Annotated in this window: 17 protein-coding genes and 2 pseudogenes; 11 read left to right on the top strand and 8 right to left on the bottom strand. The window is 41.1% G+C overall.

What is annotated here, in order from left to right; translation table 11 throughout:
* Positions 1 to 100: 100 nt before the first annotated feature.
* On the bottom strand, positions 101 to 2,293 hold the full coding sequence (locus V7K56_RS06685) for a GumC family protein (protein ID WP_334908789.1): 2,193 nt from the start codon (positions 2,291 to 2,293) through the stop codon (positions 101 to 103).
* A gap of 598 nt (positions 2,294 to 2,891) precedes the next feature.
* On the bottom strand, positions 2,892 to 3,851 hold the full coding sequence (locus tag V7K56_RS06680; RefSeq protein ID WP_334908787.1) for a ribonuclease Z: 960 nt from the start codon (positions 3,849 to 3,851) through the stop codon (positions 2,892 to 2,894).
* Positions 3,852 to 4,331: 480 nt separating this feature from the next.
* Between V7K56_RS06680 and V7K56_RS06675 the strand changes: the two genes are divergently transcribed.
* The 4 genes from V7K56_RS06675 (at position 4,332) to V7K56_RS06660 (ending at position 8,593) form a co-directional block, all read left to right on the top strand.
* The gene (locus V7K56_RS06675) at positions 4,332 to 4,643 is read left to right on the top strand and encodes a hypothetical protein (RefSeq protein ID WP_334908785.1); all 312 of its coding nucleotides are present in this window, start codon (positions 4,332 to 4,334) and stop codon (positions 4,641 to 4,643) included.
* A 499-nt stretch (positions 4,644 to 5,142) separates the two neighbouring features.
* The gene (locus tag V7K56_RS06670) at positions 5,143 to 5,481 is read left to right on the top strand and encodes a hypothetical protein (RefSeq protein ID WP_334908783.1); all 339 of its coding nucleotides are present in this window, start codon (positions 5,143 to 5,145) and stop codon (positions 5,479 to 5,481) included.
* A gap of 387 nt (positions 5,482 to 5,868) precedes the next feature.
* Positions 5,869 to 8,226 carry a two-partner secretion domain-containing protein gene (locus tag V7K56_RS06665; RefSeq protein ID WP_334908781.1) on the top strand — a complete coding sequence of 786 codons (2,358 nt, stop codon included), beginning with the start codon at positions 5,869 to 5,871 and terminating at the stop codon, positions 8,224 to 8,226.
* Positions 8,227 to 8,362: 136 nt separating this feature from the next.
* Positions 8,363 to 8,593 carry a hypothetical protein gene (locus V7K56_RS06660; RefSeq protein ID WP_322729880.1) on the top strand — a complete coding sequence of 77 codons (231 nt, stop codon included), beginning with the start codon at positions 8,363 to 8,365 and terminating at the stop codon, positions 8,591 to 8,593.
* Positions 8,594 to 8,909: 316 nt separating this feature from the next.
* On the opposite strand, the gene V7K56_RS06655 is transcribed toward V7K56_RS06660, so the two are convergent.
* Entirely contained in the window at positions 8,910 to 9,626 is a 717-nt protein-coding gene (locus tag V7K56_RS06655; protein ID WP_334908778.1) for a Uma2 family endonuclease, read from the bottom strand.
* Positions 9,627 to 9,686: 60 nt separating this feature from the next.
* Positions 9,687 to 10,718, bottom strand: coding sequence for a hypothetical protein (locus V7K56_RS06650; protein WP_334908776.1), 1,032 nt, complete (start codon positions 10,716 to 10,718; stop codon positions 9,687 to 9,689).
* A gap of 162 nt (positions 10,719 to 10,880) precedes the next feature.
* On the opposite strand from V7K56_RS06650, the gene moaA reads away from it, so the two are divergent.
* The gene (gene moaA / locus V7K56_RS06645) at positions 10,881 to 11,867 is read left to right on the top strand and encodes a GTP 3',8-cyclase MoaA (protein ID WP_334908774.1); all 987 of its coding nucleotides are present in this window, start codon (positions 10,881 to 10,883) and stop codon (positions 11,865 to 11,867) included.
* 597 nt (positions 11,868 to 12,464) lie between these two features.
* On the opposite strand, the pseudogene V7K56_RS06640 reads toward moaA, so the two are convergent.
* Both V7K56_RS06640 and rpsD read right to left on the bottom strand, forming a co-directional pair.
* A pseudogene (locus tag V7K56_RS06640) lies at positions 12,465 to 13,259 on the bottom strand (IS5 family transposase).
* A gap of 287 nt (positions 13,260 to 13,546) precedes the next feature.
* Positions 13,547 to 14,155 (bottom strand): 30S ribosomal protein S4, encoded by a 609-nt coding sequence (rpsD, locus tag V7K56_RS06635; protein ID WP_323203028.1) that lies wholly within the window; start codon positions 14,153 to 14,155, stop codon positions 13,547 to 13,549.
* Between the two features lie 467 nt (positions 14,156 to 14,622).
* Here rpsD and V7K56_RS06630 point away from each other — a divergent pair, with 467 nt between their 5' ends.
* The 5 genes and pseudogenes from V7K56_RS06630 to V7K56_RS06610 all read left to right on the top strand — a co-directional run bounded on the left by V7K56_RS06630 (position 14,623) and on the right by V7K56_RS06610 (position 17,865).
* Positions 14,623 to 15,306, top strand: coding sequence for a hypothetical protein (locus tag V7K56_RS06630; protein ID WP_334908770.1), 684 nt, complete (start codon positions 14,623 to 14,625; stop codon positions 15,304 to 15,306).
* Positions 15,307 to 15,622: 316 nt separating this feature from the next.
* Positions 15,623 to 15,790 (top strand): annotated as a pseudogene (locus tag V7K56_RS06625) (IS982 family transposase); the annotation flags it as partial.
* Complete coding sequence (locus V7K56_RS06620; protein ID WP_334908768.1) at positions 15,786 to 16,118, top strand: hypothetical protein; 333 nt, start codon at positions 15,786 to 15,788, stop codon at positions 16,116 to 16,118. The pseudogene V7K56_RS06625 and the gene V7K56_RS06620, both read left to right, overlap by 5 nt.
* 218 nt (positions 16,119 to 16,336) lie before the next feature.
* Entirely contained in the window at positions 16,337 to 17,266 is a 930-nt protein-coding gene (locus V7K56_RS06615) for a nucleoside hydrolase (protein WP_334908766.1), read from the top strand.
* A gap of 260 nt (positions 17,267 to 17,526) precedes the next feature.
* Positions 17,527 to 17,865, top strand: coding sequence for a helix-turn-helix domain-containing protein (locus V7K56_RS06610; RefSeq protein WP_334908765.1), 339 nt, complete (start codon positions 17,527 to 17,529; stop codon positions 17,863 to 17,865).
* 253 nt (positions 17,866 to 18,118) lie between these two features.
* Here V7K56_RS06610 and hetR read toward each other — a convergent pair whose 3' ends face one another.
* Positions 18,119 to 19,018 carry a heterocyst differentiation master regulator HetR gene (gene hetR, locus V7K56_RS06605; protein WP_334908763.1) on the bottom strand — a complete coding sequence of 300 codons (900 nt, stop codon included), beginning with the start codon at positions 19,016 to 19,018 and terminating at the stop codon, positions 18,119 to 18,121.
* A 1,978-nt stretch (positions 19,019 to 20,996) separates the two neighbouring features.
* Between hetR and V7K56_RS06600 the strand changes: the two genes are divergently transcribed.
* A complete protein-coding gene (locus V7K56_RS06600) occupies positions 20,997 to 21,119 on the top strand; it encodes a hypothetical protein (protein WP_334908761.1) in 123 nt (40 codons plus the stop codon).
* Here V7K56_RS06600 and V7K56_RS06595 read toward each other — a convergent pair.
* Positions 21,116 to 23,452 carry an EamA family transporter gene (locus tag V7K56_RS06595; protein WP_334908759.1) on the bottom strand — a complete coding sequence of 779 codons (2,337 nt, stop codon included), beginning with the start codon at positions 23,450 to 23,452 and terminating at the stop codon, positions 21,116 to 21,118. The genes V7K56_RS06600 and V7K56_RS06595 overlap by 4 nt on opposite strands.
* Between the last annotated feature and the right edge of the window lie 341 nt (positions 23,453 to 23,793).

Here is a 23,793-nt window from a genome sequence, read left to right as displayed (position 1 = left end):
ATTATGCATTTTGCTTTAAATATAAGGTAGAAATCAGAAATTGGGGAAAGTGAATCGTTTAAATCTGACTGCCGTAGAAGAGAAACTTTTATTCTCCGATTTACGATGCCAATACCTTTTGAGAATTGCTCACTTCATTAGCGATAATTCCAATTAAATTCAACTTACTCAAAATTTCTGTTGCTTGAGTCAGTTCAGTTCGAGTCACTTTTCCCATGCGCTCTACCATTACAATACCACTGCAAAAAGATGCCACAATCCTGGCATCAACCGTGCCTAAAATAGATGGAGCATCTATTAGTACTAGGTCATAACTTTGCTCAAACACCTCTATTAGTTCTTTCATCCGTTGAGAACTGAGCAACTTCACTGTATCTTCTGGTTCTGGCCCAGCAGTCAAAATATCAATGGAGGGGTGAATCGGCTGGATATAATCTTGAAAATCAGTAGTTGTCTCATCAACTAATAACAGAGATAGTCCCCAGTCATTGGATAGTTCCAGGATTTTATGCAGGCTAGGATTATGTAGGTTAGCATCAATTACTAATACCCGTCGATGCATTCGGGTAGCACTAGTTACAAGGCCTAACACTAAGGTTGTCTTCCCTTCCCCTGGTAGTGCTGAAGTAAACATCAGCGACTTGAACGGTAAAGGATATTTTAATATTTGAATATTTTGGTAGATCATGTCCAAAGTTTCATGGACGGGCAATTTATTACTGGCTTCTATTACAGAATAATTTGAGTTTCTTCGACCATTCCAAGGCAGACCAAGCCGCCGTTTTTTGACACCACTTGATGGTAATTTGGGTACTGATCCCAGTACACGTAGGTTTGTCAATTTCTTTAAATCTCCGGCACAATAAATAGCGTCATTAAACTTTTCCAAAATTAGGGCTACTAAGATACCTAAAATCGGCCCAATTACCGCTCTTCCAAGCAAGAGTAATAATCTGTTGTTACCCATATAAGTACCGGGAGAAGGTTCTGCCAAAACTTGCCAGTTATATCCTTCCTGAGCAATTTTTAGTCCCAATGACTGTTGTGCCTGGAGTAGTTGTTCAAGGTTTTTGCGACTAGTTTGTACCTTTGATAGCAAACGATTATACTCTGCTATTAAACTTGGGTATTTGTTTAGCTCAGACCGTAGTTGCTGTTCTGACTCAATGAGATTTTTTTCATTAGCAGTCAGTCCTAAAACACTTGTCTGGACTAAAACAAACTCATCTACTAGCGTTGGATCAACTCCTAGCATTTGTCCTTTTGAGAAGGGTTTATCTTTATTGCTGTTAGTAATAGTTTTCACCTCTTCTCGTAATAAGGACAGTTGACTTTGGCGTTGCTGTTTTAATTTTTGTACCGATGGGTAATCATCTGTATAGCGGAGCCGCTCCTTAGCCAAAGCTAGTTCAGTTTTTTGAATTTCACTTAATAATGCTTGATAGCGGCTTGACTGATTTAATTGAGAAGAAATCAGTGTATTCTGCTGCGACGAAGACGCTATTAGTTGCTCTAGATTATTGTAGCGAGCGTTTACATCTTGAAGGTTGGCACGAGTGGTTTGTAGCTGTTGTTGAATATCGGCTAAAGATTCTAGCAGAATTTTACTTTGGACTTCGGGATCGAGTAATTTATGTTTTTTGCGAAACTGTTCTAAGTTTTTCTCAGCTTTACTCACCTCTTTTTTTATCTCAGGCAAGCGAGTGTTTACAAAAGCTAATCCTTGATTTAGACGTTCTTTTTGCTGCTGTTTGTTGTAGTTTTGGTAGACTTTCTGTAGAGCTTGAAGTACTCTTTGTGCTTTGACGGGATCTTCATCATTAAAAGAAACTTTAAATGCCTGATTAAAAACTTTATTTGTCCCTATGCCTCCCGCTTCTGGAGTTACTTCTAAAGGTGCTTTTTTGTTATGTTCTTTTTGACCATTGATGTCTTGTAAGGTAATATCAGGATAATCAGAATGGAGTAAATCTACAGCCTTCTGAAGCAACTTAGAACTCAGCATGAGTTTCATCTGAGTAGTGGAATCAACAACTTGAGAATTTAAATTGGTAACTTGAGTATTTGACTGTGCCCCTTCAGATAAATTGGAATTCACCAATATCTGCATATTGCTCTGGTAAGTAGGTTTGGCATTGATAGCCAAGAGGCTAGCAGCTGACATAACTACACAGGAAACCCCAAAGATCAAAAAGCGTCGGCGAAGCAAAATAGTAGATAGTTGTTTGATGTCAGCTGCACCTTGTGCTGAAGTAGTAACCTGTTGCTCTTGATTCAGACTAGTCTTAGCCACTATTAAACTCCTTTAATATCGAAACACTATATTTATTTGGAAGATTTATGAGAAATATGAAATGATATTTTACACCTAATAGCTGCGAGCGCATACTTAATTCTTCTTCCAACAATGACAAGCTAATTTGGCACAACATTATGCCAACTGGCGCTTTCATGTTCATCAATTCATGCATATAAATTCTTAATCAGTGTTTGAAGAATAAATTTTTAATAAATATTTTATTTCAGAAATAAAAATCTTGACAAAAAATTAATTATTTTTTCTAAGTATTTGAGTATAAAATTATCCAAATCACAATCTTACATATATATATTCAAGTTATTTTAATAACTTTTAATAGAAAAAACACATTGAGAAAAATATTTCAACCATACTATTTGTATATTATTGATACATCTAGTTAACCGTAAATTGTTGGTTAAATAGTTGACTTACGCGAAAAACGAAGTTACTGTTTATTTGCTTGATTTTATGATTGAGACTTTTAAAATCTAAGATAGAAACTGGTTAATTTTAGATTTTAGATTAGAAGCGTTTAATAGGAAATCTAAAATCTAAAATTGTTCGATTGAGCGTAGCCAAAGTCCAAAATTTAAACGCCTACCTTGGTTAACTCTACTTCCCGCCGTCTGGGTACTTCATGAATCATAAAATCGTAAGCCATATCAGTACAGGGAAAAATAGCACGAGCTTCTTTGAGGAGATCCTTCAACTCCAAAGTATTTCCGGGAGCATAGCGAGGACTGAAATGACTCATAATCAGTCGATGCGCCCCAGCGGCTAAGGCTGTTTGCGCTGCCATTGTGGTTGTGGAATGCAACCGCTGGAAAGCCATATCTGCATCTTGATGGGCAAAGGTTGCTTCGTGAATTAATACATCAACATCACGAGCTAATTCCACTGCACCATCACAATAAATTGTATCTGTACAATAGGCAATCTTTCGACCAATTTCTGTAGGACCACACAATTGGGTGCCATCAATCACCCGTCCGTCCGCAAGGGTAACTGTTTCACCGCGCTTGAGTTGACCGTAAACCCGACCAGGAGGAATTTGCAACGCCTTGGCTTTTTCCACATCAAAACGTCCGGCTCGGTCTTTTTCGGCTACGCGGTAGCCGAAAGCTGTAATCCGATGATGCAAATTACCGCAGCTAACGGTAAAGTCATCGTCTTCATAAATTATCCCTGGACGGATGGCGTGAACTTTGATTGGGTAAGAAAAGTGCGTGTAGGAATAACGTGAAGCGGATTGAATGTAATCATTTAATCCAGGTGGGCCATAGATATCAATTCGTTCCACATTACCAGCCAAGCCGCAAGTAGCAAGAAGTCCCATCAAGCCAAAGATGTGGTCGCCGTGCATGTGGGTGATAAAAATTCGAGAGACTTGACTGATTTTCAGTTCACTCCGCATAATTTGATGCTGAGTACCTTCGCCACAGTCGAATAACCACAGTTGTGCCCTTTGGGGTAATCTCAGAGCGACACTGGAAACATTGCGCGATCGCGTGGGTACACCGGAACTCGTCCCTAAGAATGTTATCTGCACAGTGTTCTTTAGTCTTCCTATTGCTCAATTTGCAGCTCTATTTTCTATAGTGGCACGGTTAATGAGCAAAATATTTCGGATTTTGGGGATTGGGCATTGAGCATGGGGCATAGTTAGCGATCGCCTTAATAAAGCTTCTAAGTTTATCCAAACCGTAAGCAGAGTGTGAGACTTGAGGGGATATCAATTACTCAATTCTCTTGAGTAATCAACGGTGAGTAGCCAGATTCATGAATGCTTTAAACAAATCCGGCAGAAATATATGAAGTTTTGTAACACAGTGCGTAATTATAACTAGCCAAGCTGAATTCATAATTATCGGAGTTCACAAGAGCGTTAGAAACTTAATGCTTTCGTACCACTCTAGACTTTGTATTATTGATTTCCTCGTTGTCAAACTGTACTAATCAAACTCACGTTTATTTAGTACATCACAAGATAAGTTTATACATTTACCAATCTACAAGGAGAGTAAAATTTATGGCATCTCAAAATTCACAGGAAGCAGTCGTTGATTCTGAAAATTTAGAGCAGTTAGAAGAAAAAATTCAACAGGAAATTATAGAAATTTTGAAAAACTCTAATTTCCGAACGCTACTCGAAGAAAACGGTATATCAAAAGATAGAGTTCTGAAAATTAAGCTTGAGTGCCATATCGAACTAACTCCAACTTCATCTAATGATGCTGTTGATAATAAGCAACCCCAGGGATTTTTGCCACCAGATTTAGGTCCTGTTGTCTTAAAATTGCAATGCTGCGAGGACTGGAAGGGATATTGCGTTGCCTGCTAGAAAACCGTAGCGGTATTGTTAACTTAACACTTAATCTCGATTAATTGAGAATAAAGGTAAGGAACTTCCAAATAAAAAAATATCTGTAGGGTGGGTGTCTCGCCCGCCCGTAACCAAGGGCAGACAAGATGTCCATCTCACAATATTGGATAATTTGTTTCTGGGTAATCCCTAATAGCGTTGCTCTAAAAAGCCAGTTTTTTTTTGTTGGTAATGTTATAAAACTTCTTTGTTATGCACAATAAGCAACGGGTTCATCTGTAAGCTTACAATAGATACCGTTGCGAATAATAGCAATTTTGAATTAACTGGAATACAGGTTTTTCGGGTAGCTAGCATCGTTGTAATCTTAATTGTGTATTCTTTGCAATGTAAAATACTTAAATTTTTATAAAGAACGAAATATATCTTACAGATTTCAATGTAACCTAATTAAAATTGTTACAGCTTCACGGTTGTTCAATAACTATCTCTTTTATGGAAAGGTGCAATACTAAGTATGAGTAATTTTTTGTGCTCTGTTAAAGCTTTAGGATTTGCAATAGTTGGTGCAATAGCTTTTTCTGGAACTTCTGCTATTGCCCAAATTAACCAAGATAGTACTCTACTTAATAAGTCTTGCATTGCACAAGAAAATAACAGTGAAAGCCAATTTTTAAACAAGAAGCCTGAAAATGATGGTATCTCTGGAAACAATAATCGGAAATTTAATTTCACTATCAACCAAACTAAAGTTAAATTTAGTAATACTGTTGATAGCCAGCAACCAAAGAAGTTTTTGCCAGCAGCGGGCTTGAAGTGCTGCCTAGACTGGCAAGGACGTTGCATTCAATGCTAGAAAACTGTAACACTATATCAACTTAATATCTGTGATTCTAGCTTCTTGAGAATAAAAGTAATAATATTACTATAAAAAACCAAATTAATTTTTAGTAATATCACAAAATTACGTTTTTATTCTTAATCAACAAGCTTGTTGGTAGTTAAGTTAACAATATTGCTTTTAGACAGTTAGAATTAGAAGTTTTTGTAGAGGCATAACATTGTTGTGCCTCTACTAGTATTATTTTTAACAATGAAAATTATCATATTTAGGGAATAGCAAAACGTATATTAACGATTTCAATATTGTACTTGATTGAGATAAATATATTTTACTGAATAGAGGTGCAGTATCACCATTATTTAGCAAATGGTACCTTTTTAGAGGAGTTTATTATTCGTTATGAGTATTTTATATGGCTGGTTTCAAGGGTTAGGAATTGTAATAGGTGGTGCAATAGCTTTCTCTGCTAATTGTGCTTTTGCCCAAATCACCCCGGATGGTACTCTACCTAATAATTCTCAAGTTACAACACAGGGTAATATCACAATTATTGAAGGTGGAACCCAAGTAAAAAGCAACTTGTTCCACAGTTTTAAAGAGTTTTCTGTACTCAATGGGACTACAGCTGAGTTTAAAAATACTGATGGTATTCAGAACATTATTAGCCGGGTAACAGGTAATTCTATTTCTAAGATTGATGGTATCCTTAAAGCTAACGCCCCAGCTAACCTGTTTTTGATCAATCCCAATGGGATTATTTTTGGTACTGATGCTTCTTTAAACATCGGCGGTTCATTTATTGCAAGTACAGCGAGTAGTCTGAACTTTGCCGATGGTACAAAGTTTAGCGCCACAAATCCCCAAACCACAACCCTGCTAACAGTAAGTGTTCCCATTGGCTTACAATTTGGAGCCACTGCGGCTCCTATCTATAATCAATCCCAAGCAAGCCCAGATGGTGCAGTCAATAGTTTGGGTGAACCTGTTGGTTTACAGGTGCCGATAGGCCAAACCTTGGCACTTATAGGCGGTGATCTTTTACTGCAAGGCGGAAGTTTAACAGCAGTATCAGGACGAATTGAGTTAGGAAGCGTTGCTGACAATAGTCTGGTCAGTCTGAACTCAAACAACCAAAATTGGGTCTTGGGATATGAAGGCGTCCAGAATTTCCAGAAAATTCAACTAATCCAGCGAACTGTTGACGGTTCTGGAATTCCATCTCAGGTAGATGTTACTGGCGTGGGTGGTGGTAATATCAAGGTGCAGGGCAAAAGTGTGGAACTAATTGGTCCTTTTGTGATCTTGAAAAATCGGAATAATGGTGTTGGAAATGGTGGAGAATTAAGGATTACTACCAGGAAATTAATTGTTCGAGATGCTGCACAAGTATTGACTTCTACTCGAGGCAGTGGTGCAGGGGGAAATTTGATCGTTAATGCCTTCGACTCAGTAGAGTTAACTGGTGCTTTTACTACGTCCGATAATAGGGTTCTACTTAGTACACTTTCTGGCATAACTATATCTGATGGAAAGGCAGGTGACCTGACACTCAATACTAAGAAATTGCTTATCCAAGGTGGAGCACAAATTTCAACAGAGTCTAGTGGAGCATATCGAACTCAACAAGAATTTGTACCAGCCGTTGGACCAGGAGGGAATTTGACCGTCAATGCCTCAGAGTCTATAAATCTAATTGGAACCGCAGCAAATGGTTCGCCTAGCGGCTTGCTTGCTAGGACTCTAGGCTCTGGAGAAGCTGGAAAAGTGACAATCGCCACAGGACAATTGATTATCTCGGATGGGGCTGCAATAACTGTGAGCAGTCAACTTCCAAAGCTTTCACCAAATGCAATCTCCACAGGAGATGTAAATAATTTAGGATCAGCAGGGGAAATAAATATAACTGCTCGCTCCATCCTGCTCGACAATAAAGGAAAACTCACATCTAATAGTGAATCAGGTCGGGGTGGTGATATTTTGCTACAGGTACGGGACTTATTACTAATGCGCCGCAACAGCCAAATCTCTACTAATGGAGGGGGTGATAAAACTGGCGGTAATATCACCATCAAAGCACCTAATGGCTTCCTAGTCGCCACTCCCTTCGGAAACAACGATATCACCGCCAACGGCTTCTCTGGCTCTGGTGGTAAAATCACAATCACCGCTAAGAATCTCTTTGGTTTTGTGCCTCGCACAGGTGCAGACGTAGAAAGACTCGATCCAACAGGCGAAACAAACCCGAATAATCTCCAAACAAGTGATATCACGGCATTTTCTCAGCAAAACCCTTCATTAAATGGCACTGTACAAATCAACTCACCAGATGCTGACCCCAGTAAAGGATTAGTGGAATTGCCCGTAAATCTGGTTGATCCTTCGCGGCAAATTGTTGCTAGTTGTAGTTCTGGTGGAAAAATAGCAAGAAATTCATTTATTACCACTGGACGTGGAGGACTAATAGCCGATCCCACCCAGCCATTGATAGCTGATGATGCAGTGATGGCAGATTGGATCGCGCTCCCTCCAGAGAGTCAGAATCGTGGTGATGGTATTCAGAAAAGAGCCGTTGTTCAGGCGCAGCGAAACACAGAACAAAAATCACAGAAAGTTAATTCTGTCACTGAACCTACTCAAATTGTAGAAGCCCAAGGCTGGGTAATGGATGCCAATGGGAACGTAGTTCTGGTTGCTCAAGTACCCACACAATCGCCCCATAACTCCTCACTCACCGCTACATCTTGTGCTGCTCATTAAAATTTGAAATATGGCGATATTTCGTAACTTTGTGGTCATGCACAATGCCTTCGGCGGGCTATGCCTACGCAATTGCTGCAATTGCTGCTCTTGTTGCGATCGCTCTGCTTTCCACAAATCATGATGCAATGAGATTATGAAGAATTCACAGGCTTCTGAATTCTGCAACAACGCAGATGATGACTTGCTTCCAGAGTATAACTTTGACTATCACAAAGCCTTACCCAACCGTTTTGCTAGTCAGCAAGAAAAAGCTCCTTTGACAGTTACTCTTGATGCTGATGTCGCTGAGATATTCAAAACATCAGAAGCTGTTAACAACGCTCTCCGTGCCTTACTCTCAGCAATTCCAAAGATTGAAAGATAAACTGCGTACGCCGAAATAGCAAATGCGTACACCGAAATAACAAATGCGTTCGCCGAAATAACAAATGCGTTCGCCGAAATAACAAATGAGTTCGCCGAAATAACAAATGAGTTCGCCGAAATAACAAATGCGTTCGCCGAAATAACAAATGCGTTCGCCGAAATAACAAATGAGTTCGCCGAAATAACAAATGCGTTCGCCAAAGTAACAAATGCGTTCGCAGAAGTAACAAATAAAACCATAGGATAGGGACGCATAGCTAGCTGTGTGCCCCTAGAGGAGATTGTGGTTCAAAAAGAGCATAAAAGGCTATAAGTTAAACTGTCTCTGGATCAATGTTTAATTCTCGTAACTTTGCAGCCATAAGCGATCGCAATTGCTGCTCTTGTTGTAAGCGTTCTGCTCCCCACAGCAGCAATTGACCGGTTTCATCCCACCAGCGCAACCAATATCCAGTCCGATTTACTTTCGCACCCTGCCAAATTCCTAAAAACAGTCCAATGTTAGCAATCCAATACAGTCTATCCTGATTCGGTTGCTGGAGTTCGTATTGCCCTGAAGCACTAAGTTGATAGACTTCCACCCACCCCGCCTCTGGTTCAAAAATTACATAGATGGGGACTTGGAGAATGCGCTCATAGTAGTACCACTTACCAGGTGGGTACTTAGCTTTAATTGAGTATTCACTACCTTCTGTCTCTGACAAAAATTCCATGACGATCGCCGGAATTTCTCCTTCTAGCTTCGGGGTATAACTACGACGGTTTTGGTTTAGTGGAACTGTCGGTAACACAGAAGGGACATAGAACCAATCCGGGGCTTTAATTACCAACTTGCCATCTACAGTTGCACAAATCCCAAAATTTGTACCAATGAGTATCTGAGGCTGAATTAAAAGAGCCAGTTCCAAGCTTTCAGTTAAGGCAAATGCGATCGCTGGCTGACTAATATTATCCACAGGCTCATCGGGTAAAGGAAAGTCATCAGGTAACTTTTCCCAAGTGACAATGGGTTCAATGATAGTTGTTGACATAGAAACCTGGAGTCAGGTAGTTATTGCTATTATGTCGCACAACTCTTAATTCCCCACTCTCTAATTCGTCTCCTGAATTTGCAAACGAACAGTGTGTTCAGTCGCACCACTAAGTTGCAATTCCATGATTTCACCACCCAGAGGTTCCAAGCAAGTGAGGAGCGATCGCAAGTTGGGTGTACTTGCACCAGTATCTACATATAATCGATCTGCTAAATTACCGATTCGTTTCCAAGTCATGTACAGTTTAGCGATCGTTTGTTCAATTTGGGATGCTTGATTTACCAAGTCAGCAGCAATGCTCAAACAGCCGACTCTTTGGGCTTCTTCTAAGGCTATTTCAATGTCAATATTTTCCTGTGTCAGCGCCTGAACTTGAGCCGCTCCTTTAAGATACTTAGCCAAGTTACGCGCTTCGGTAGTTACCTGTTTGAGGGTATCCACATCAGGATTGGCAGCTATTTCCTTTTGGATAAACTTTTGATGCGATTCTGGCAGTTTTTCCATTTCCTTCACCAGTGGGGCGATGTAGCGCGGGGGAAGGGTGTTATCTGCTGCTTTTTCTTTGACTGCTTCAGGTAATAAATCTGAGGACATGGCTGTCCATTCATCATTGAGTTGACGCACTTCCCGCCTAGTGATGCGATCGCCTTTTTGGGCAGCTTCACTCACCATCTGTTGCACTTCTGGGACTGCTTTGGAGGTTTCGACAAATGCCCGTTTGCTGAAGTTGTTCACAGAGCTTGGGTCAAGTTTACCGTCTTCAATCAGAGTATCGGCACTATTTGCCAATTGTATCCAAGAGTATGCTTGACTTTTGCTGATTTCCCGCTCTTTTAGCCATCGCAGAAAGCCAGTACCGCGTCCGTCACCACCCACTTTTTCTCTGTCGCGGATCGCCCGTAAAATTCGCCCCCGCCAGATTTCAGTTTGCAAATCAAAGCGATCGCATACCTGCCAGGCTACTTCTAGCTGCTGTTGAAAATCTGACTCTAGAATCTGTTCATCTTCTGGATCGGGCAGTTCAAAGCTGATATCAGCTGGCTGTTGTAAGGCAGCAGCAAGGTCGTTGATGGAGTCGGTGTCTTGCACGATTGATGACTAACTAGTGGATGCGATCGGCTTATTATGCCATAATCTGTGGACTCTCACTTAAGGGGGAGTACGGTATTTTGAGTTACAACAAAGATAGTAAGAAGGGGTAAACCACCTTTGTAAAGTCTTTAATTAATCTGAAACAATAAAAATAAAACGATGAACCAGGTAGACTACCTCCGGATTAGCTTAATTGATCGCTGCAATTTTCGTTGTCAGTACTGTATGCCAGAGGGAGTAGAACTGGATTATATTCTCAAGCAACAGCTGTTAACTGATGAGGAATTGCTCACCTTAATTCAAGAAGTATTTATTCCAGTAGGCTTTAGCCGATTTCGGTTGACTGGGGGTGAACCTTTATTGCGTCCGCGTGTGGTGGATTTAGTCAGGGCGATCGCAACTCTCCCCCAAACTCAAGACCTCTCAATGACCACCAACGGTTTTTTGCTGGCTCCGATGGCACAAAACCTCTACAATGCTGGTCTGCGACGAATTAATATTAGTCTGGACTCTCTCGATCCCGACATTTTTGATCAAATTATTGGTAATCAGGGGCGTTCTCGTTGGCAACAAGTTTGGCATGGAATTCAAGCTGCCCATCAAGTCGGATTCGACCCCCTGAAGCTGAATGTAGTGGTGATTCCCGGCGTTAACGACCATGAAGTTTTAGATTTAGCTGCCCTGACAATCGATAAACAGTGGCACGTTCGATTTATTGAATTTATGCCCATTGGGAATGTGCATTTGTTTGGTGATCGCGGTTGGGTATCTTCAGCCGAGTTACGAGGACAGATTCGTGATCGCTGGGGCTTGACAGAATCACAAGTTCGTGGTTTTGGTCCTGCTGATGTCTTTCAAATTCCCGGTGCGAAGGGGACACTGGGATTTATTAGTCAAATGTCAGAATGTTTTTGCGATCGTTGTAACCGGATGCGCCTGAGTGCTGATGGTTGGCTGCGTCCGTGTTTATTGAATGAAACAGGTGAACTCGACTTAAAAACCGCTTTGCGTTCTGGCACTAGTACTGCTCACCTACAAGAGCAAGTGAGGCGTTTACTAGCAATCAAGCCAGAAATTAACTTTAAAGCACGCGATTCTGGTAATAAGGGTGTATACACCCGCACGATGTCGCAAATTGGCGGATAGTCATTGGTCATACTGAATCAAAGGCTGAAACTCTCTTCCTGTATGGAATGTCAACCCCTTCTCTGCGAGACGCTACGCGAACGGGGAATTCAAAATTCAAAATTCAAAATTCAAAAATTAGAACCACCAAAATAAATTTAGCGCAAAGTCGAGCCAGTAGCACAGTCAGGGTTTCCCGACTTGGGCGAAGTGGCGTTGAGCGGAGGTTTCCGACGCTCGCGGACTCGCTCTAAGCGAAGCCATGCCGAAGGCTTTACGCTGCGCTATCCGTTGGCGCAGCCCGCCGCAGGCATCAGACGGCAGTTCCTTTAAGCGGGGGAACCCCGCCAACGGACTGCCTCAACTTTGTAAGAGAGGGGCTTGAGTCGACTGACGTAGTATTTCTTGTACTGCGTATCTCGAAATACATTTTTTTTATTTTCCATAAATAAATTTAGGGGCTTGTATCATAAGTCTTTTTTGGTCAATATTGCCAGAATTATTGTTAAAAAAATTTAACTTCTTTGCACAAAGTATAGAAGAGAAAGTACCAACACACGATTTATCCTGTGGTCAGAATGTGAAAGTAATAAATGGTTCTACAGTGACATCTTTACACTAGGGTGTGTCATCAGTTGAGCAAACTACCGTAGCAGCAAGGTAAATTGCACTGAGAAAATTGACTTTGAGTTTGTCGTAGCGGGTGGCGTAGGCGTAGCCCGCCGTAGGCATCGCACGGTACTGCTTGAGTTTGGCAAAGAAGTTTTCAATTAAGTGACGGGCTTTGTACAAGTGTTTGTCATAATCGCGCTTAGTGGTGCGGTTACACTTGGAGGGAATGACAGCAGTCTTGTCTTGTGCTTGGAGAACATTGATTACCCGTGCATCAGCATCGTATCCTTTATCTGCTAACACAGTGTCCGTTCTCAGGTCAGGCAACAGCACATCCGCACCATCTAGAACAGGCTTGTCCAGGTGTGAGGTGAAAGCTGACCGGATTCCCCAACGCATCTACCACCGTATGGAACTTGGTACTCAACCCACCTTTGCTACGTCCAATCGCTTCGCTGTTTGCATCCCCCCCTTTACACCCGCACTGTGTTGATGGGCGCGGACAATCGTGGAATCAATCATTGCGTACTCGTTGTCTGCCTCTTGGTCTAACACTTGAAATACCCCTTGCCACACCCCAGTTTTGCTCCATCGACTGAAGCGGGTGTGTACGATTCGGAAGTCCCCAAACCTTTCGGGTAAGTCCCGCCACGGGATACCGGCTCGATAGCGGTACAACACTGCTTCCACGAACAGCCTATTATCCTTGGCTGTCCCCCCGACATAACCGTCTCGTCCTGGCAACAGGTCTTTGATCCTTTCCCACTGGTCATCCCTTAGAGCATAACGACGGCTTGTCATCGCGAGCAAATCCTTGTAGCTTGGTCATTTCTACTTTATCTTTCTTTACATCAACTGATGACACGCCCTAAATAGCCAACCTCAAAAAAAATAAGGGGTGTGCTTAAACACAGACCCCCATACTAATTATTCTCAATTAAAAAGTGTGAGCAGAGGTTTCGTTTCTTCTGCTCACACTTTGGGACTTGGTCTTTGCAAATAACTAAGAGAAAAGTCTGAGTGGAGGCTTCCTCCGTTCGCGTAGCGTCTCGTAGAGAAGGCATCAAAACTTCAAAGACAAATGACTATTACGCTTGTCGTGAGTAATATTCCACCACAAGTAGTTCGTTAACTTGTAGTGCCACCCATTCCCGCTCAACAACGCCGTTGACTTTACCAACCAACTTATTTTTGTCAAACTCCAAATGACTAGGGAGGTTTGCCAAACCAGGATATTGCAAGTTAGCTTCTACCAACTTCCGTGATTGTGCCCGATCCCTGACTGCAATTACTTCACCAGGACGGCATTGGTAGCTGGCAATATTCACCACACGACCGTTAACAGTTACGTGACCGTGATTTACTAGTTGACGAGCTGCTGGGATAGTCGGGGCTATACCCAAGCGAAAAACGGTATTATCCAAGCGCATTTCTAGCAATTGTAGCAGCACTTGTCCGGTAGAACCAGTAACACGTCTAGCTTTCCGCACATAGCGCAGCAATTGCTTTTCTGTCAAACCGTAGTTGAAGCGGAGCTTTTGCTTTTCCTCTAGACGGATAGCATATTCAGAGCGCTTCTTGCGATTTTGACCATGCTGCCCAGGTGGGTAAGCGCGTCTGGCACTTTTACGAGTTAATCCTGGTAAGTCGCCCAAGCGGCGGACAATTCTGAGGCGGGGCCCTCTATATCGGGACATGAGTTTCCTTAATCTAATCCTGTTTAAACTTTACCCAAACATTCCATTTTGACATTCCACTGAAGATAAATCAGCGGATTCTTGGTTTTTTGAGGGTGCTTACATTGGTATGATGTATCCTACCAATGTAGAGTCATCTTCTTTATGCCAGTTGCTTTAAGTCGGTTTAGCCGACATACTAGCTTCCAAGCTTGAATTCCGACGTGCCCCGTCGTACTAGTGCCAATAGGTTTTTTGTGTTTATTTAGTTTCGTAGGCTACTCAATCATTAGATTGGTTTACGCAGTATTCTTACTCTGAAATACTTTTTACGTTGCCTACTTATCTTTCAAACAGCTATATTAACACAATTTTCGACATAATTAATTATATCTGTACTTTACTACCTCTGAAATTCTTAGATTACAGAGGATTTTTAAGATATTTGAGTTAGCATAACTTTGGGTGTTTGGAGAATGGCAATGTCAATGAGCAAAAAAGTGGTTAGCAGAGTTAAGAACAAACAAGGCAGTTCCACCTCCAGGATTTTAACATTACCAGTTTTGGCTATAGCTGGATGTTTAACAATCTTGCCTAATGTGACTGTTGCTGCTTCCTACAGCAATGATTATAGTGTCTGTGCGGGTCGCCTCTTGAGTGTGGGTGTAAAAGCAGAAGCGGCATCAGAAGGTTGTGCAGCAGCACTGCGTCCAAAAGATTTGGCTGCTTGTGTGGTGAAAATTGATAAGGAAACTCAAATTGCTGCAACGGATGCGCTTTTTTCTTGTGGGAAGGCCCGGCGTCCTGAAGAGTTAGCAACCTGTGTAGTTGGCGTCAGCTTAAGTACTAAGGAAGAAGCTAATCCGACAGTTTTAGATTATTGTGGACGCAGTTTGTTACCCGTGCGCTTTGGCCAATGTGTGGTTGGCTTGCGTAGTCAAATCGACTTTCCTGCTACTCAAGCACTAAATACTTGTATCAGTGCTGATGATAGTGTTATCGGTGCTTCATCTTCGTCCACACCGCCAACAATAATTCCTGCGGGTTCAAGTCCAAGTTTAGAAACTACCCCATTTCCAACCCAACCAATTGTTCCAACCCAACCAGTTATTCCAACCCAACCAGTTGTTCCAACTCAACCAGTTGTTCCAACTCAACCGGGCACTAATTAGATTACAGTGCTTTGTATAATTGATTGAAAATACAGGTTGAATAGAGAGTGGCTATTTGCCAACCTGATTCAGGGACTACCAAAAAATAAATCATCCGATTTTAATTTGTAGGTTGGGTTGAGCAACAGCGAAACCCAACCTTATATATTACAATGCTTCAACCTGACTGGATAATTTCTGTTTGCTGACTATATAACGCGATGTACAACTTATTGTTTCGTTACATAAGGCGGATGTATGAACGATAGAAAAGAAAATTCCCACAATCCTCATCTGGAGAGAGAAAATCGTCACCAGTGACTGAAATGAGGGAAAAATGTTTTCTATTGAAGAGTTTATCATTGCCGTATTTTGTTGTGTTAACGACTTGTTGATTGAAATCACACATACCTACCCGAGCAAGAGACGAGGTTTTGCTCCAAGCTTAAGGGGGAGCGAAGTTTTAACAATGGAAATAGTGGCAGAGTTTTTGGGAATGGATGCAAGAAATTATTGATAAGGAAATAAAAAATCATTGGAATTATATGCAAATTGAATATATAGCTCAAGTAAAATACAGAATTTATGGCTCAAGTTTTCAAGATTTAACGTTTAAACAAAGAGCATATTTTAACGCTATTACAGATGATATAAATTTAGTTAGAAATGAAAAATCAGTAAGACTTTATTATTCATATACAGCAAGATATGTTAATTCAGCTAAAGATATATTAGGAAGCGGCTGTCTCAATTTTTATGCTGATGCTTCTTCAATTTTCATCCGAGTGAAGGACATATTTTTGACAAAAATAGAGCTAGTTTTTAGAAAATAAATATTGATGAAATTTCTGAAATGACAATTCTATTGAGAAGAATTACTAAACAAGAAATCTTTGATATGTTTGGCAAATATGACTCACTTACAAATGACGATATTAGGAACTTAGTGATGAAAAATTCTGAAGCTATTTTGCGATCTAGAGAGTCTGAGCCAAATACGTAAATATCCGATTTATTTTGTTCTTTGACTACAAAAGACGTTACACTTTTTATGCGTAAACTACTAATTGATACAGATACTGCTTCTGATGATGCTGTAGCAATTATGATGGCCCATTCTTGGACAGATGTACAAGTTGTTGCAATAACAATTGTTAATGGAAATGTGTCTGTTGAACAGGGTTTGAAAAATGCACTGTACACTTTAGAAACTTGTAAGGCTACTACACCTGTGTATGTTGGATGTAAAAAACCAATTTTAAGAAAAAGTAATTATGCTGAATGGTTTCATGGCAAAGATGGTATGGGAAATATGTACTATCCCAATTCACATATCAAACCCAAAATGTCACATGCAACTGATGCAATCATAGATTTACTAAAAACTTATCCTGATGAAATTACCCTCGTCACCTTGGGTCCTCTTACAAATATTGCTATTGCATTAAGCCGTGCTCCTGAAATTGCTTCCCTAGTTCCTCGCTGTGTAGTAATGGGTGGATCTGCTAATACAGTTGGTAATGTTACACCTGCTGCTGAATACAATATTTGGGTAGATCCAGAAGCAGCAAAGGTTGTTTTTCATAGTGAAATGCCAATTGAAATGGTTGGTTGGGAACTCAGTCGATATACTGCCGCATTGAGCTCTACTGAAATCGACATGATTGAGGCTTTCGGAACAGATAAATCGCTTTTAGCAGTGAATAGCAATCGATTTTCTTTTGAAGCTTCTAGAAAACTACAAGGAGCTATTGGATTAACACTAGCAGATCCAGTAGCGATGGCAGTTGCGCTTGATCCTACGATTGTAACCCGTAAAGGCAAATATTTTGTAGATATAGAAATAACAAGTGATCTAACTCGCGGTATGACAGTTATTGATGAATTAGATGTCCTTCATAAAGAACCAAACATAACTGTAGTTCGAGAAATTGACATACCAAAATGGAAAGAGATTTTATATAGTTGCTTAAGAAAATAAGCGATTAGTATTGCAGATCGCTACATTTAACTCTCCAATGGCTAGAAGCTGAAATCTAATAGCAAAATAGTTTCCCTAACCCAACACCTTACCAGTTTGGGAAAATGTCGTGAAATAGTAGTTAGGTGACATTGAGGCAGAAGAGGCAGGGAGGAAGCTAACAGCACCAAAATAGCGATCGCCCTCACCCATCCTGACCAATATCGTCAAATGCCGCCACACTGTATGCTAGGATGACGGCGAGATTTGGCGGGAATCCGATGAACAAACTCCAAGCAGCAGACTTTCTTGGCGTGAGTGTCCAGGCGCTTGAGCAGTATGTACAACAGGGGCGAATCAGTGTTAAATACGAAAAAGGCAAAATTCGCCCGACTGCCAACTTTGACTTTTCTGAACTGGAAGCATTCAAGGAAGAATTCAACCAACCGATCGTAAAACCTGCCTTTGAATCTCGTCAAATAACGACAGAGCAACAGCCACTGACAAATAAATTAGTGCATCAATCTGGTGAGGTTACGGAGTTTGACGAGATTGGAGTTAATTTAGAATTTTGCACAGTTTGCACAGTTAGTTGTACTAGTACAGTACGGCGTAAATAAACCACCCCTACCCTTCGGGAACGCCAAGGGCGAACGGGTGACGCTCTCTACGAGACGCTACGCGAACGCAGGCTCGCTAACGCTGCGCTAACAGCAGTTCCTCATGGGGAGCCAGTGCGTTGGGCGGCTCTGCCGACTTGAAGCAACTGGCGTGGAAACCCCCTTTCTGCGGACTGCCTCACCATTCAAAACCAATGAAATGCTTACGCTGTATTAATTTTGAATTTTGAATTTTGAATTCCGCCTTGCGGTACTAGTCTTCTTTTTCACCAAAAGCTGTCTGTAAAATCACTGCAATACCACCGTCTTGGTGATATTTGTCTGCCCAGGCACGGATAACTTCATCTAATTCTTCCATAGCCTGATCTATTTTTTCTGGCAGTATGTCAAGTTCTTCCAGCAAGCGCATGGCGTTTCGTCGCCGTTCTGCCCAATTTTTCATCATGCGGAAATACCGAGCGGTATCTTCCACGGTGATGTGTGTACGTTCTTCATCGTCTGTTGGGGTATAAGAAAGACGAGTAAGCGCGTAGAAGGGCATTCCCCAAGGAGAATCAATCCGTGTCACCGTTCCTGAGTAAAGCAGACGACGCTTGATATGCTCACCCAAAGCTTCACTCAAAGGCATTTGGTGTTCGGGTGGTAAGTCTTCTTGCGATCGCTTGTGTAAAAACTCGATCAAATCCAGAAACTCAAAGGAGCTAACTAACTGAGCATCAGGTAAATTACTGGGCAGTTTCTGCTCAATTTGTCTTTTTTCTTCACTTGTCAGACTGGTACCAGGAACGCGCGATCGCCCCGGTTGCCAAGGATATTTTTCTAGCCAGACATAAGGCAATTGAATTAAATAGCGAGGTTCCTGAGAACCCAGCATTTTTAACAGTTTGCCTTCTGTTAGTGCCTGTCTGACTTCTTCTACAATAATTTTTACTCGTTTCGGCTCCAAGTGATGCAAATGCCCTGTCATTCGCAGGTTTTGTCCCTGCTCTAGATAGGTCATGTAAATTGCACACTTTGCTGCTGTTGCGGCTGCATCTAAAAATGCCCCATGCCTGTGCCCACTCGTCCGCATCGCACTAAAAGCCAGATAAAGCATGATCTGATCCATCGCACTGGGGTCAAGACGTTTGATCAGATCTATGTCGTTACTCATATTACAGACAATTGAATAGCACGTTTACACAGTTTTTAATCGAGTGAAAATAGGTAGTATACACCTGGCTAAAGGCTGTCTTTACTTCAAACTATATTAGTATGCGATAACGATGATATCGGTGGTAGCGCAAACTACCATTTTCGCATAATATTTCCTGGTACAAAAGCAGAGTCGGTAGTTGTGACTATAACTGTCTGAAGCATCTAACCAGAAAATTAGAGACCCACCGAATCCAGCTTAACGGCGGTTTTTGTCCCAACAGTCAACTATGCTGCAATTAATCTACAAAGCCTTTCAGTTTTCTGGTTTTTTTCATCTTTACAAGAGCAACAACGTCAAGCTGCTTACACACTCAGAGTAAAAACTAGTTTGCGCCGTTAATCTGGGATATCTGTTACTAGAAAAGGATGCTTTTTTTCAGCTTTGGCGAATTATTTGTAGTACACAAGTGACTAGAAATAATTGGGAATAGTCTCAAAACAAATCGCTTACCAGGTGTAGCCACATTTAGAGGTTGAGCTATACAGCTCGTTGTGAACTATCATTCCGTTCACAACCTCCAGTGATGTCTCGGCAGTATCAGCCGTTGGCTTGAGAAAAGATCGTAGACATCAAGTAGAGCAAATAATTCCAATTTCAAAATACCTGTTGTTTTTCAAATATTGTTCCTTATCATATCACTATTTTTTAGGTTTTAAATAAAATTATGCATTTTAAATTTTCTAAATTATGAATATTTAAATATTTTATATTCTGCTTAAATCAAGGTTTGATGATATTTTTATATCTACTTCTAAATCCAAGTTTTATTTATGATTTTATATTAATACCTGGACACAAAAAGCCGCGATTACTTCTAACTAAATCGCGTATCTATAAGGCTTTGGCGCTCATGCTAATAACCGAAAGATTAGTTAATAGCCATAAATATAATAAAACATCTTAGATTCCATCCGATGATTGTTTAGAGGTTTTTTTGCTATAAATTTATATTTATTTCATGAAAAAGTTTTAAATTTTCATGATTGAACTAATTTCTTGGCTACTTTCAAGTATGTTTTTACCTCGCTATTTTATATATTTGAGAGACTTAAATTACATAGATGGTTTGTTGCTATAAAAGGATAATAATCCGCAACAAGCTACGATATCAGCTTTTTTTCTGGGTGTCTTGGCGATCGCAGATTAAGTTGACTGGTATAAAACGACAGAAATAAAGATACCATCTTACGAAACACAATTAGCAAGTGGGTGTGAATAATTAAAGATTTATGGTGACTTAGCACCGTCTAGGGTCTTTTCCATAAGCGACAAAGAAAACCGAACTATAAGGGTTTTAGCCCTCACTATAAGGCAATTTGACAAATTTACAGTATTTAACATAAGTTAGTTTATTCTTGCCCACTTATTTAGCTTCCCACACGGAAAAACAAGCAGTCCGGCTGCTTAATATCAACAAAGAGATTATATTCTCAATAAATTCCAAATTAGTCGCATTAAAAACTGCTTATTGATACAGATTTCGCGTAGGTGCAGTCTACCGTAGACATCGCTTTGAGTTTTGGAAACTACCAAACCTAACGAGAAATGCTGATTTTGTCGTTAGTTCTTAACATTGGTTGCGATCAAAAGTAATTAATTTAGATGCGCTTGCCTCAAAAAAACGAGTTACTGTAAACATTTCTGTGACTTCTCCATCTCTTAGTTCCAAAATGTGCTGCAATGGTCTTAACTCCTTGTGAATCTTTTCTTTGAGCAAGTACTCGTGCTCAATTGCTGGAGTCAGTACTACTCATCTTGCTTACATATACGTGTTTTCCCTACCTGTATCAGGTTAAATCTCTAAAAATATATTACAAGTCGATTTCTTCTGAATACTGTTTGCCGATCTATTAAGTGTGATCTGCACCTATACAGCATTCTGAAATCATTCGTAAAAACATAAATCCCCGACTTCCTTGAGAAGTCGGGGATCTTGTTTGTCACAGATGATTTAGAGAAGTTACAAGTGGGTGTATTAGCGTCAAGATTGATGCTGAGAGTGATGGGAGGTAAAGTAGCTCCCATCACACTGAAGCTGATTGAACTCGCCATTTAATTCGTGGGATTAGAGGTTTTAACCTGATTTCGCATTGTTTCAAAGCTGAAAGCAGCCGCGCCAAAAGTTACAAATAACACTCCCAGAATTTGCACAATATCCAAATTTTCTTGAATTATTAACCCAGCAAAAATCACGGTTAAAACTGGGATGCTACCACCGATGAGCGCCGATCGCGAGGCTCCTAGTTTACTAATACCAACATTATTGAGCAAATAGCCAGCAAGAGTCAGCACACCCAAAATAAACGCGCTTAAAACCAGTTCCAGCATTTTAGAGGGGTCAACTATTACCAAGTTCCAGCTGCTTGGCAAAGGTAGCATCAAACAAATAAAGCTCAACAACAACATCGTAGTGAAGTTAATTAAAGTAAAAGTCACCGGATGTAGTTTGCTAGCACAGACTCGCGTCAGAATTATGTAGGCAGCAAAAGCCACACCCGAAAGAATGGCAGTGCTGCTTCCCATTGAAGTATTACCGATACCGATGCTGGGAGAACCCCCTAAAACTAACAATTCACCGCAGCAAATCGCGGCGATCGCACCGATGCGGAATAGAGTGGGGCGATCGCGAAACAGAAACCACGAAAACAGACCACTAACCATTGGATAGATAAAGAACAGTGCGATCGCCATTCCAGTTGTGACTTGAGCGATCGCAATATAGATTAGTACCTGAGATAAAAACAAAAAGCACCCACTCACAATTGACAACACCAAAATCTGCTTGGTAGCTGCATTGGCAGGTGTAGCATTTCCTCGGACTGAAGCAGACAAGTTTTCCAAGTCTTGCCATAGTCTTGGATGCAATATCGGAGATAAAAGTACCATCAATGGTACGACTACCATAAACCGTAGCGTCAAAATTAACAGAGTATTGCCCAAAGTCGGCGGTAGCAACTGCTCTACCTCTAATACTCCAAAAATCTGGGAACCTTCGTGGAAAATCACCTTGATGGCTACGTTGTAAAGCGACGATACCACCGCCGATAAGACGATCAACAAAAAACCGATTTGGAGTGTTGAGAAGCTAGAGGAATTAGGCGATCGCGATTCTAGGGGTTTTGCTTTTGTTTGCGGTTCTAGCGCAGTGGTAGATGAGGATTCAGCTTTGGTTTGCGATACGTTCTTGCGGCGGACAACAATTGGTTCATTAGGATCTTTTGGAGAAGGTCGGATCATTCTCGGTTGTAGCAAAGATCCGAGCAAAGCCTCTGATTTCGTTTCGTTTTCCGGCGATTCCTGATTGAGAACAGAAATTCCTTCAGTGGTATTGTCCTTTGATGGCGGAACTACAGCCGCAGTAGGTTCTGATGGCGTTTCCGTTGACGACAAATCTTTGCTGGGTACAGAAATTGGATTCGTAACGTTTTCTCTAGTAATTGGCGGCTTTGATGTTGTTTCCCTTGGCGACAAATCCTTGCTGGGGACAGAAGAAATTGGATTCGTGAGGTTTTCTATAGTAATTGGCGGCTTTGATGTTGTTTCCCTTGGCGACAAATCCTTGCTGGGGACAGAAATTGGATTCGCGACGCTTTCTCTAGTAATCGGCGGCTCTGATGTTGTTTCCCTTGGTGAAAATTTATTAGAGATCGGGGAAATTGGCTCAAGGGAATTTCTTACTACTTCCTCAAACTCTGGTAAGGATGTTTCAACAGAACTGTTTTTTTCTGGCTCCGTAAACTGCAAAACAGTAGGTCCACCTACTGTTGCTGATTTGTGTGAAGTTTCTTCTATAGTTTTTTCTAGTTCTCCATGCAGGCGATTAACAAACTCCGCCAAAATCGTTTCCCCTTGCTGCTGCTGGCTATACATCCGTGACAGCTGTTGGGAAAGATTACTTTGATAGTTCTTTAGCTCCTGTTGTAAGGAATTAAAAGTAACAGTAACGGTGTCATCCAGACTGTCAAACATGTGTTCGACTTTTTCATTGATTTCACCGACTACATTGCTGCTCACTTCAGCAGACTTCAGCGCAGCTTGTTCGTAAGATTTGCCCTCTATGCTTTGATTCGCTAAAGTTACTAGAGAGGATTGCAGTTGTGAAGATATATGCTTTGCCAGAACTTCTGCCAGTTGCCGAATTAACACTTGCTGCTCGGTGATTTGGCGCACTTGTTGTAAATGCTCTTTTTCCTCTACCAAGCTTTGAATCTCATCAGATAACCGATTTTTTTCTGACTGAAGCCGCTTTACGTCTTCCTGCAAAGCTCTCAGGACATTCTGCTGAAGATTTTCTAAGTCTTCAACTACAGCCCAAAGAGCATTTTCTGCTGCTCTAGATAGCTCCCCTCTGACTCTTGGGTTTTCTGGTTGCTTCTCGAATCGCCCCATTAGCTTCTAACCTCTAACACTTTGACGATAAAGCTGCTTCCGGTACGCTTTATTGGCGGTCATCCTAATTTCCTGTATTTTGCCAGATAAATTAAAAAGTTTAACAGTACTTCCGCATTTCAACGTAATTCTGTCATAGTAGACACAAGTTAGCAAAGCATCTAAGTTTGCCACACAGCTTACTACACCGTGTTCTCTTCAGCATTGATAAGTATTAAACCATTAGATTTTGAATTTTGGTGAGGTAGCAGCACCCGTCTTGGTGAGTCCACTTGCCGTCTTGGCGCTTTGCGTCCTTAGCGCAGCGTAAAGCCTTCTCTTCTCCCAAGGGGAGACGCTAC

Source organism: Nostoc sp., from assembly GCF_036917535.1.
Classification (GTDB): Bacteria; Cyanobacteriota; Cyanobacteriia; order Cyanobacteriales; family Nostocaceae; genus Nostoc.
The sequence above is the reverse complement of the archived record's forward strand: the minus strand, read 5'-3'. Positions and strand labels throughout refer to the sequence as shown.

Coding starts and splice junctions, on each gene's coding strand:
- moaA (WP_334908774.1), top strand. CDS start 10,881: ATGAACCAGGTAGACTACCTCCGGATTAGCTTAATTGATCGCTGCAAT.
- V7K56_RS06665 (WP_334908781.1), top strand. CDS start 5,869: ATGAGTATTTTATATGGCTGGTTTCAAGGGTTAGGAATTGTAATAGGT.
- V7K56_RS06620 (WP_334908768.1), top strand. CDS start 15,786: ATGCAAGAAATTATTGATAAGGAAATAAAAAATCATTGGAATTATATG.
- V7K56_RS06675 (WP_334908785.1), top strand. CDS start 4,332: ATGGCATCTCAAAATTCACAGGAAGCAGTCGTTGATTCTGAAAATTTA.
- V7K56_RS06670 (WP_334908783.1), top strand. CDS start 5,143: ATGAGTAATTTTTTGTGCTCTGTTAAAGCTTTAGGATTTGCAATAGTT.
- V7K56_RS06660 (WP_322729880.1), top strand. CDS start 8,363: ATGAAGAATTCACAGGCTTCTGAATTCTGCAACAACGCAGATGATGAC.
- V7K56_RS06615 (WP_334908766.1), top strand. CDS start 16,337: ATGCGTAAACTACTAATTGATACAGATACTGCTTCTGATGATGCTGTA.
- V7K56_RS06655 (WP_334908778.1), bottom strand. CDS start 9,626: ATGTCAACAACTATCATTGAACCCATTGTCACTTGGGAAAAGTTACCT.
- rpsD (WP_323203028.1), bottom strand. CDS start 14,155: ATGTCCCGATATAGAGGGCCCCGCCTCAGAATTGTCCGCCGCTTGGGC.
- hetR (WP_334908763.1), bottom strand. CDS start 19,018: ATGAGTAACGACATAGATCTGATCAAACGTCTTGACCCCAGTGCGATG.
- V7K56_RS06595 (WP_334908759.1), bottom strand. CDS start 23,452: ATGGGGCGATTCGAGAAGCAACCAGAAAACCCAAGAGTCAGAGGGGAG.
- V7K56_RS06610 (WP_334908765.1), top strand. CDS start 17,527: ATGAACAAACTCCAAGCAGCAGACTTTCTTGGCGTGAGTGTCCAGGCG.
- V7K56_RS06630 (WP_334908770.1), top strand. CDS start 14,623: ATGAGCAAAAAAGTGGTTAGCAGAGTTAAGAACAAACAAGGCAGTTCC.